This is a genomic window from Microbacterium sp. STN6, from assembly GCF_026410545.1.
In the GTDB taxonomy this organism is placed as follows: Bacteria; Actinomycetota; Actinomycetes; order Actinomycetales; family Microbacteriaceae; genus Root112D2.
On record NZ_JAPMIT010000001.1, the window covers coordinates 1,184,475 to 1,193,711 of the forward strand.

At 68.1% G+C, this 9,237-nt stretch carries 10 protein-coding genes; all 10 read right to left on the minus strand.

Annotated elements, in window-relative coordinates; genetic code table 11:
* Positions 1–34 precede the first annotated feature (34 nt).
* Positions 35–418 carry a preprotein translocase subunit YajC gene (gene yajC / locus OSC27_RS05415; protein ID WP_267180366.1) on the minus strand — a complete coding sequence of 128 codons (384 nt, stop codon included), beginning with the start codon at positions 416–418 and terminating at the stop codon, positions 35–37.
* Positions 419–484: 66 nt separating this feature from the next.
* The gene (gene ruvB, locus OSC27_RS05420; RefSeq protein WP_267180367.1) at positions 485–1,546 is read right to left on the minus strand and encodes a Holliday junction branch migration DNA helicase RuvB; all 1,062 of its coding nucleotides are present in this window, start codon (positions 1,544–1,546) and stop codon (positions 485–487) included.
* Positions 1,543–2,166 (minus strand): Holliday junction branch migration protein RuvA, encoded by a 624-nt coding sequence (gene ruvA, locus OSC27_RS05425; RefSeq protein WP_267180368.1) that lies wholly within the window; start codon positions 2,164–2,166, stop codon positions 1,543–1,545. Before ruvA ends, ruvB begins: the two co-directional genes overlap by 4 nt.
* Positions 2,163–2,753: a crossover junction endodeoxyribonuclease RuvC gene (gene ruvC / locus OSC27_RS05430; RefSeq protein ID WP_267180369.1), complete on the minus strand. Its 591-nt coding sequence runs from the start codon at positions 2,751–2,753 to the stop codon at positions 2,163–2,165. Before ruvC ends, ruvA begins: the two co-directional genes overlap by 4 nt.
* 25 nt (positions 2,754–2,778) lie before the next feature.
* Positions 2,779–3,540, minus strand: coding sequence for a YebC/PmpR family DNA-binding transcriptional regulator (locus OSC27_RS05435; RefSeq protein WP_267180370.1), 762 nt, complete (start codon positions 3,538–3,540; stop codon positions 2,779–2,781).
* A 67-nt stretch (positions 3,541–3,607) separates the two neighbouring features.
* Positions 3,608–4,234 (minus strand): pyridoxal 5'-phosphate synthase glutaminase subunit PdxT, encoded by a 627-nt coding sequence (gene pdxT / locus OSC27_RS05440; RefSeq protein WP_267180371.1) that lies wholly within the window; start codon positions 4,232–4,234, stop codon positions 3,608–3,610.
* Positions 4,224–5,138, minus strand: a complete 915-nt coding sequence (pdxS, locus tag OSC27_RS05445) for a pyridoxal 5'-phosphate synthase lyase subunit PdxS (RefSeq protein WP_267180372.1) — start codon at positions 5,136–5,138, stop codon at positions 4,224–4,226. Before pdxS ends, pdxT begins: the two co-directional genes overlap by 11 nt.
* Positions 5,139–5,241: 103 nt before the next feature.
* The gene (locus tag OSC27_RS05450; RefSeq protein WP_267180443.1) at positions 5,242–5,814 is read right to left on the minus strand and encodes an HIT family protein; all 573 of its coding nucleotides are present in this window, start codon (positions 5,812–5,814) and stop codon (positions 5,242–5,244) included.
* 54 nt (positions 5,815–5,868) lie between these two features.
* Positions 5,869–7,818, minus strand: a complete 1,950-nt coding sequence (gene thrS / locus OSC27_RS05455) for a threonine--tRNA ligase (protein ID WP_267180444.1) — start codon at positions 7,816–7,818, stop codon at positions 5,869–5,871.
* A gap of 268 nt (positions 7,819–8,086) precedes the next feature.
* A partial coding sequence (locus tag OSC27_RS05460) for a DUF222 domain-containing protein (protein WP_416348814.1) occupies positions 8,087–9,237 on the minus strand: 1,151 nt, incomplete at its 5' end.

Here is a 9,237-nt window from a genome sequence, read left to right on the forward strand (position 1 = left end):
CGCCGAGCGGCGTGCGGATGCGGAAAGGAACGTGTTACTCGTTGTTCTTCGAGTTGGGGTTGTCGCCGTCGATCCGCTCGCCGAACTCGGGCTCGCCGAGCGCGCTCGGCGCATCCGTTGCCGTCTCGCTCAGAGGGCTTTCAACGCTCTCCGGCTCCTTCGGCTCGACAACCCGTGCGATCACCTGACGGTGCAGCTTCAGCACGGTGCCCGGCGTGGTCTCGAGCAGGACCTCGTTGCTGTCTTCGTCCATCGAGAGGATGGTGCCGAAGACGCCGAAGTTCGTCATGACGTCGGCCCCCGTCACGATCTTCGACTGGAGGGCAGCCTGGTCCTTCTGACGCTTCCTGCTGTTGCGGAACATGAAGAAGATCAGCACGGCCAGAACGACCAGCATGACGACGGTGAGCAAATCCATAAGAGGGGGAACCTTCCGGGGGGTATCGGCCACCCACCTTAGCGCGTGGATCAGGGCCAGTGTGAATTATAGGTCATCGGCCAGCGGGGGTTGCTGGGAGTACGCGGCGCCCACGGCACCCGCCTGCGGCTCGAGCCCGAAGTGCCGCCATGCCGCCGGTGTCGCGACCCGGCCGCGCGGGGTGCGAGTGATGAGCCCGATGCGCACGAGGAACGGCTCGACGACCGATTCGATGGTCTCGGCCTCCTCTCCCACCGAGACCGCGAGCGTGCTGAGGCCGACAGGCCCGCCGTCGAAGCGCTCCAGAATCGTGAGCATGACGGCGCGGTCGAGCCGATCGAGGCCGAGAGCGTCGACGTCGTACAGTTCCAGGGCCGCCCGCACTGTTTCTATCGTGGCCTCGCGCCTGTGCACGAGGGCGTAGTCGCGCACCCGGCGCAGCAGCCGATTCGCGATGCGCGGGGTGCCGCGGCATCGGCCGGCGATCTCGGCGACCGCCTCCTTGTCGATCGCGACGTCGAGCTTGCCCGCCGCGCGTGCCAGCACCTGCTCGAGTTCGCTGGCGGCGTAGAACTCGAGGTGGGCGGTGAAGCCGAAGCGGTCGCGCAGCGGGTTCGGCAGCAGGCCGGAGCGGGTCGTCGCACCGACGAGCGTGAACGGCGCCAGATCGAGGGGTATGGATGTCGCGCCCGCACCTTTGCCGACCATGATGTCGATGCGGAAGTCCTCCATGGCGAGGTACAGCATCTCCTCGGCCGAGCGGGCCATGCGGTGGATCTCGTCGATGAAGAGCACCTCGCCGGGGGTCAGCGAGGACAGCACGGCGGCGAGGTCACCGGCGTGCTGGATGGCGGGGCCGCTGGAGAGCCGGAGCGGCCGACCGCTCTCCTGCGCGACGATCATCGCCAGCGTGGTCTTGCCGAGCCCCGGGGGGCCGGCGAGCAGAATGTGGTCTGCGGTGCGCTCCTGCATGCGGGCCGCCTGCAGCAGCAGCTGCAGCTGGCCGCGAACCTTGGCCTGGCCCACGAACTCCGCGAGGGTGCGCGGCCGCAACGCGCCCTCGAAGGCAAGCTCGGAGTCGTTCTCGAGCTCGGGGCTCGTCAGGTCTTCGCCCGTGGCCTCACTCATGAACCGCTCCTCACCGTGCTCTGGCCCGGCCCGAGCCGCGCGAGCGCGAGCCTGAGGAACGCGGGCACGTTCGCGCGCTCGGCTTCATCGTGCTCCGCGACGACGTCGGCGACGGCAGCCTGCGCAACCCGCTCCGGCCAACCGAGCCCGATGAGCGCGACCACGACGTTGTCGCCGAGAGCGGAGCCGGCAGCAGCCGCGCCCGGCGTCGCGGGCCGCGCGGCCGTGAGCTTGCCGGTGAGGGAGACCACGATGAGCTTGGCCGTCTTCGGGCCGATGCCGGAGACCTTGCGGAACGACCCGTCGTCGTCGGCCTCGACCGCGGCGGCGATCTGCTCCGGCGTGAGCGCGGCGAGCACCCCGAGCGCCGATTTCGGCCCGACGCCGCTCACGCCGACAAGAAGATCGAAGACCTCGAGCTGCTCCCGGTCGGCGAAGCCGAACAGCGAGAGCGAATCCTCCCGCACGACGAGTCTGGTGAGCACGAACGCCGTGTGGCCTTCACGCAGCGTCAGCGCGTGCTGCGGCGTGAGTTGCACCGCGTAGCCGACACCGGAGACCTCGATGATGGCGTTGCCGCCGGTGACGAAGAGCACGGTGCCGCGAAGGGATGAGATCACCTCGTCAGCCTACGTTGCACCCCCGACGACGTCGCGCTTCTCTCGGCGGCGTGCCACGCTTCCTGTGCCGGGGTACGGGAAGATCGGGCCGTGCCCGCGGCGGCCGGCGCGCCTGCGCCCGTGCGCCACGCGTGGCAGATGGCGATGGCGAGGGCGTCTGCGGCATCCGCTGGTTTGGGCACCTCCGCGAGCCCGAGGATGCGCGCGACCATCGCCTGCACCTGCTTCTTCTCGGCGGCACCGTACCCGGTGATGGCCGCCTTGACCTCGCTCGGTGTGTGCAGGCCGACGGCGAGGCCGCGCCGGGCGGCCGCGTGCAGGGCGACGCCGGAGATCTGTGCGGTGCCCATGACGGTGCGCAGGTTGTGCTGCGCGAACACGCGCTCAATGGCGAAGGCCGCGGGCAGATGCTCGTCGAGCAGGCTCTCGATGCCGGTGCCGATGGTGAGCAGACGTTCCTCGAGCGGCATGCTCGGCGGCGTGCGGATGACGCTCACGTGCACCAGCCTGGCCGTGCGGTTGGCGGCGACATCGACCACCCCGACGCCGCAACGGGTCAGGCCGGGGTCGATGCCGAGCACGCGCACGGCGGCCTCCTCGCGGGTCGGGCGGTTACTCGTCGTCAGCGAGCTCGGCCTGGACCTCGGCGGAGAGGTCGAGGTTCGTGTAGACGTTCTGCACGTCGTCCGAGTCTTCGAGCGCGTCGATGAGGCGGAACACCTTGCGCGCCGTCTCGGCATCGGCCTCGATGTGCACGCTGGCGACGAACTCCACGTCGGCCGAGTCGTAGTCGATGCCGGCCTCCTGCAGCGCCGAGCGGGTGGCGACGAGCGCGGAGGCCTCGGTGAGCACCTCGTAGCTCTCGCCCCGGTCGTTCACCTCTTCTGCGCCCGCGTCGAGAACGGCGAGGAGCACGTCGTCCTCCCCCAGGTCGTCGGCGTGGGGCACCACGATGACGCCCTTGCGGGTGAAGTTGTATGCGACGCTGCCGGGGTCGCCCATGGTGCCGCCGTTGCGGGTCATGGCCGTGCGCACATCGGCTGCCGCGCGGTTCTTGTTGTCGGTGAGGCACTCGATGAGCAGGGCGACGCCGCTCGGCGCGTAGCCCTCGTACATGATGGTCGCGTAGTCGACACTCTCGCCGGTGAGACCCGCGCCGCGCTTGACAGCCCTGTTGATGTTGTCGATGGGGACCGACGTCTTCTTCGCCTTCTGCACGGCGTCGACGAGCGTGGGGTTGCCCGAGAGATCGGCGCCGCCGATCTTGGCAGCGACCTCGATGTTCTTGATCAGCTTCGCGAACGACTTCGCTCGGCGCTGGTCGATGACCGCCTTCTTGTGCTTGGTCGTCGCCCACTTGGAATGCCCGGACATGTATCTCCTGTTTCTTCCCCTGCCGTGAAGTGCCTAGCCATTCTAGAACAGGCCGGTGCCCCCGGTCTCAGCCCCGCGTGGCGGCCCGAGCGGCGACCTTCGCCAGCAGGTACTCGTGAAAGCGCAGCTCCCCCGCCATCTCGGGGTGAAACGAGGTGCCGATCAGGTTGCCCTGCTCGACCGCGACGACCCTGCCGTCATCGAGTACCGCAAGCGGATGCGCCCCGCCGCCGACCTGCTCGACGATGGGCGCGCGGATGAACACGGCGTGCACTGGGGTCTCCCCCAGCTCGGGTACGTCGAGGTCGGTCTCGAACGAATCCAGTTGGGAGCCGAACGCGTTGCGTCGCACGGCAACATCGAGGCCGCCGAGTGACTGCTGGCCGGCGATGCCGTCGACGATGCGGTCCGCGAGCATGATGAGGCCCGCGCAGGTGCCATACACCGGCAGGCCGCCGACGATCGCCTCACGCAGCGGTTCGGCGAGACCGAACTGACGCGAGAGTTTATCCATCACGCTCGACTCGCCGCCGGGGATCACGAGGCCGTCGATCTCGGTGAGCTCCGACGCGCGGCGTACCGGAGCGGCATCCGCCCCCAATGACCTCAGGATCGCGAGGTGCTCGCGGAAATCGCCCTGCAGCGCGAGGACGCCGATGCGCGGTGCTGCGATCTCCGCGCCGTTACCAGCCACGCTCGGAGAGGCGGTGCGGGGCGGCGAGGTCTGCGACGTTGATGCCGACCATCGCCTCGCCGAGACCGCGCGAGACCTCGGCGATGACCGACGGGTCGTCGTAGAAGGTGGTCGCCTTGACGACTGCCGCGGCGCGCTCGGCCGGGTTGCCCGACTTGAAGATGCCGCTGCCGACGAAGACGCCGTCGGCGCCGAGTTGCATCATCATAGCCGCGTCGGCCGGGGTGGCCACGCCACCCGCGGTGAAGAGCACGACGGGCAGGGTGCCGGTAGAGGCGATCTCCTCGACGAGCGCGAACGGCGCCTGCAGCTCTTTGGCCGCCACGTACAGTTCGTCTTTGCTCATCGCGGTCAGCGCGGCGATCTCGGACTTGATCTTGCGAATGTGCTTGGTCGCCTCAGAGACGTCACCCGTGCCTGCCTCGCCCTTGGAGCGGATCATGGCCGCACCCTCGTTGATGCGCCGCAGTGCCTCGCCGAGGTTGGTGGCACCGCAGACGAACGGCACGGTGAAGTTCCACTTGTCGATGTGGTTCACGTAATCGGCCGGGCTCAGCACCTCGGACTCGTCGATGTAGTCGACGTTCAGCGCCTGAAGAACCTGGGCTTCGACGAAGTGACCGATGCGGGCCTTCGCCATGACGGGGATCGACACCTCGTCGATGATGCCCTCGATGAGGTCGGGGTCACTCATGCGCGCGACGCCGCCCTGGGCGCGGATGTCGGCGGGAACGCGCTCGAGCGCCATGACGGCGACCGCCCCGGCGTCCTCCGCGATGCGGGCCTGCTCCCTGGTGACGACGTCCATGATGACGCCGCCCTTCAGCATCTCCGCCAGGCCGCGCTTGACCCGGCTGGATCCGAACTGCTCGCCGCCGTTTGCGGCCGGGCTCGTCTCAGTCACTGTGTCCTCTCGTGTGCGCGTGATCCCCGCGCACGGTCGTGTTCGCCGCGCGGTGAGCGCGACGCGAAAACTCCTTCGATTCTACCCTTTGCAGGCGGTGCGATCACTCGCCCGATGCGGCCGGCCACGCGCCGGCGATCGACGCGCGCACCTCGCCCAGCAACTGCGGCAGCGCCTTCGTCTTCGCGATGATCGGCAGGAAGTTTGCGTCCTGCGCCCAGCGCGGCACGATGTGCTGGTGCAGGTGCTCAGCGATGCCTGCGCCCGCGACCGCGCCCTGGTTCATGCCGATGTTGAACCCGTCGTTTCTCGAGACCGAGCGGATGACGCGCATCGCCGTCTGCGTCATGGCGCCCATCTCGGCGACCTCGCCATCCGTCGCCTGGTCGTATGTGGCGATGTGCCGGTACGGGCAGACGAGCACGTGGCCGCTGTTGTACGGGAAGAGGTTGAGCAGGGCGAACACGTGCGTGCCGCGCGCGACGATGAGCGCGTCCTCATCGCTCATCGTCGGCGCGACGCAGAACGGGCACTGATCCTTGTGCGGCTGGGGGCCGCCCTGGATGTACACCATGCGGTGCGGCGTCCAGAGGCGCTGGAACTCGTCTGGCACGCCGACGAGGTAGCCCGGGTCGTCGATTCTGAGTTCGGCGTTGTGCGGCGCATCCGCTGGCATGTCATCCGTGCTCACTCGGCGCCGCCCCCTCGTCTCCGGCTCACTCGTCCCGGCTCACTCATCCCAGGCGGTCAGCACCTGCTCGCGGGCGTCGATCGCGCCGCAGATGCGCTCGATGGCGTCGTCGATCGGTACGCCGTTGCGCTGTGAGCCGTCGCGGAACCGGAAGCTGACGGTGCCGGCATCCCTGTCCTCTTCGCCGACGATCAGCTGGTACGGCACCTTCTGCTTGGTCGCGTTGCGGATCTTCTTCTGCATGCGGTCGTCTGACGTGTCGACCTCGGCGCGCACGCCGCGCTCGCGCAGCTTCGCGACGACGTCGTCGAGGTACGGCTCATACTGTTCGGCGACCGGGATGCCCACCACCTGCACGGGCGCGAGCCAGACCGGGAACGCGCCGGCGTAGTGCTCAGTGAGCACCGCGAAGAATCGCTCGATCGAGCCGAACAGGGCGCGGTGGATCATGACGGGGCGCTGGCGTGTGCCGTCGGCGGCCGTGTACTCCATACCGAAGCGCTCCGGCAGGTTGAAGTCGAGCTGGATCGTCGACATCTGCCAGGTGCGGCCGATCGCGTCACGCGCCTGCACCGAGATCTTCGGGCCATAGAAGGCGGCGCCGCCCGGGTCTGGCACGAGTTCGAGGCCGGATGCGCGGCCCACCTCTGCGAGAGTGTCCGTCGCCTCCTTCCATACTTCGTCGCTGCCGACGTACTTCTCCTCGTTGCGGGTGGAGAGCTCGAGGTAGAAGTCGTCGAGGCCGTAGTCCTTCAGCAGGTCGAGCACGAAGGTGAGCAGGCTGGTGAGCTCGCCGCGCATCTCCTCACGCGTGGTGAAGATGTGCGCGTCGTCCTGCGTCATGCCGCGCACGCGTGTGAGGCCGTGCACGACCCCGGACTTCTCGTAGCGGTAGACCGTTCCGAACTCGAACATGCGCAGGGGCAGCTCACGGTAGCTGCGGCCGCGCGCCTGGAAGATCTTGATGTGGAACGGGCAGTTCATGGGCTTGAGGTAGTAGTCGGCGCCCTGCCTGGTGACGTGTCCATCGGCATCCGTCACCTCGTCGAGATGCATCGGGGGGAACATGCCGTCGGCGTACCAGTCGAGATGGCCTGACTCCTCGAAGAGGTTCGATTTCGTGATGTGCGGGGTGTACACGAAGTCGTAGCCGGCTTCCTCGTGCCGCTTGCGCGAGTAGTCCTCCATGGCCTTGCGGATGATGCCGCCCTTGGGGTGGAAGACGGCGAGGCCGCTGCCGAGTTCTTCCGGGAAACTGAACAGGTCGAGTTCCTGGCCGAGTCGGCGGTGGTCACGCTTGGCCGCCTCCTCGAGGCGCGTACGGTAGGCGCGCAGCTCGTCTTTGGTGGGCCAGGCGGTGCCGTAGATGCGCTGCAGCTGCGGATTCTTCTCGCTGCCGCGCCAGTATGCCGCGGCAGTGCGCGTGAGGCCGAAGCCGTTTCCGATCATGCGGGTGTTCGGCAGGTGCGGGCCGCGGCAGAGATCTTTCCATACCGTCTCGCCGGTCTTCGGGTCGACGTTGTCGTAGATGGTGAGCTCGGCGCCGCCGACCTCCACAGATTCGCCGGCGTCGCCCTGCTCGATCGCGGAGCCGGTCTCGGCGCTCGTGGTGCCGCCCTTCAGGCCGATGAGCTCGAGCTTGTACGGCTGGTCAGCGAGCACTGCTCGCGCATCCTCGTCGCTGACGACCCTGCGTACGAAGCGTTGGCCCTGGCGCACGATGCGCTCCATGGCCTTCTCGATCGCCTTGACGTCTTCTGGAGTGAACGCCTCGGCCACGCCGAAGTCGTAGTAGAAGCCGTCGGTGATGGGCGGGCCGATGCCGAGCTTCGCCTCGGGGTTGATTGACTGCACGGCTTGAGCGAGAACATGGGCCGTCGAGTGGCGAAGAATGTTGAGGCCGTCGGGCGAGTCGATGGTGACGGGCTCGACGGTGTCCGTCGTCGTGACCTGGGTGGCGAGATCTTTCAGTTCGCCGTTGACGCGCATCGCGACAAAGTTACGGTCGGTGAAAAGCTCGAAGCCGTCAGCCACCTGTGCCTACTCCCTTTGGTTCGATTCGGACTCGTTAGATTCGGACTCGTTAACTGTAGTGCGCGTGCGGATGCGGGCACGCGCGCGAGGGGTCGCGCTGTCGAGACGGCATAGATCGTGCACGTGCCGCGAGAACCACGGCGGCGAGTGACGGCACGCCAATCACGATTCGGAACTGATCGATGGACGGCGTTGAGTGAATGCCTCGGCGAAGCCGTCTTGGTCAGAACGGTGGTGGGTCGGCGTTGTGTTGTCGGCCGGTTGGTGAGGTCCAGTTGATGTTGTCGTTGTCGCGGTTTAGGCGCCATTTGGTGAGGTGTTTGAGGCGGTGGTGGTGTCGGCAGGTGCAGGTGAGGTTGTCGTGGGCGGTGCTGCCGTCGTGTTGCCAGTCGATCGTGTGGTCGAGGTCGCAGTCCTGGGGTGTTTGCGTGCAGCCGGGGAAGACGCAGCCGCCGTCGCGGGTGGTGACCCAGCGGCGTAGGTCGGCGGGGACCCGGTAGTTGGTGCGGTCGATGTCGAGGATCGCGCTGCTGACGGGGTGGGTGAGGATGCGGTGGAAGGAGGGTGCTTTCGCGCTGAGTCGGCGTGCGGTGTCGGCGTCGATGGGGCCGTACCCGTTCAGGGTGCCCGGCTGGGCGCTCTCGCCGATCGCGGTGAGCACGGGCACGGTGATGGCGACGGTGGCCCGCACCTCGGCGGGGGTGCCGTTGCCGGTGAGCAGGTCGGCGAACGCGTCGGCGCGCAACTGGGCGAGTGTGCGCTGCTCACCGGGTGTCGTGGTGAGGTGGCGGGCGATGGCGTCCAGGCGCGCTTTGGCCCGGTAGGCGTCGGAGGCGGGCAGCAAGGCGCTCAACCATGCCATCCCGTCCGGTGCCGCCTCCAGCATCACCCGGCGGTCGGCGGCGGCCTCACGGTGGCGTTCGGCCAGAGTGTTCGCGCGCAGTTTCTCCTGCGCCGCCCGGGCCCTCGAGCGCAGTTTGCCGGGCGGCAGCATGCCGGCGGCGGCCTGCATTGCCTGCTCGAATCGGCCGATCAGTTCGGGGTCGTCGGGCAGCAGCGCCGCCTGCTCGGCGAGGATCCGCGCGTTCAGGTAGGTGACCTCGCCTTGACGAAACGCCGCCCAGACCAGCGGGAGGCGGCTGCGCAGCGTTGCCGCTTGGGCGGCTTGGGCCCGCACCGTGTTCTCCGACAGGGACAGGGCGCAGGCGAGTTCGGCGATCGCGGCGCGGGTGGCGAACTCGACCGCGTGAAGCGCCTCAGGTTTCCTGCCGCTCCTATGCGGGTTGCGGCTCTCGGTTGAGGGTCGCGTAGTGGGCTTGCTCGTACTCGGCGGGTGGAACGTAGCCGAGGCTCGAGTGAAGCCTACGAGTGTTG

Bases quoted from the DNA above. Each gene is read 5' to 3' on its own strand.
- yajC (WP_267180366.1), bottom strand. From the start codon at position 418: ATGGATTTGCTCACCGTCGTCATGCTGGTCGTTCTGGCCGTGCTGATC.
- ruvB (WP_267180367.1), bottom strand. From the start codon at position 1,546: ATGAGTGAGGCCACGGGCGAAGACCTGACGAGCCCCGAGCTCGAGAAC.
- OSC27_RS05435 (WP_267180370.1), bottom strand. From the start codon at position 3,540: ATGTCCGGGCATTCCAAGTGGGCGACGACCAAGCACAAGAAGGCGGTC.
- OSC27_RS05450 (WP_267180443.1), bottom strand. From the start codon at position 5,814: ATGCCAGCGGATGCGCCGCACAACGCCGAACTCAGAATCGACGACCCG.
- thrS (WP_267180444.1), bottom strand. From the start codon at position 7,818: ATGCGCGTCAACGGCGAACTGAAAGATCTCGCCACCCAGGTCACGACG.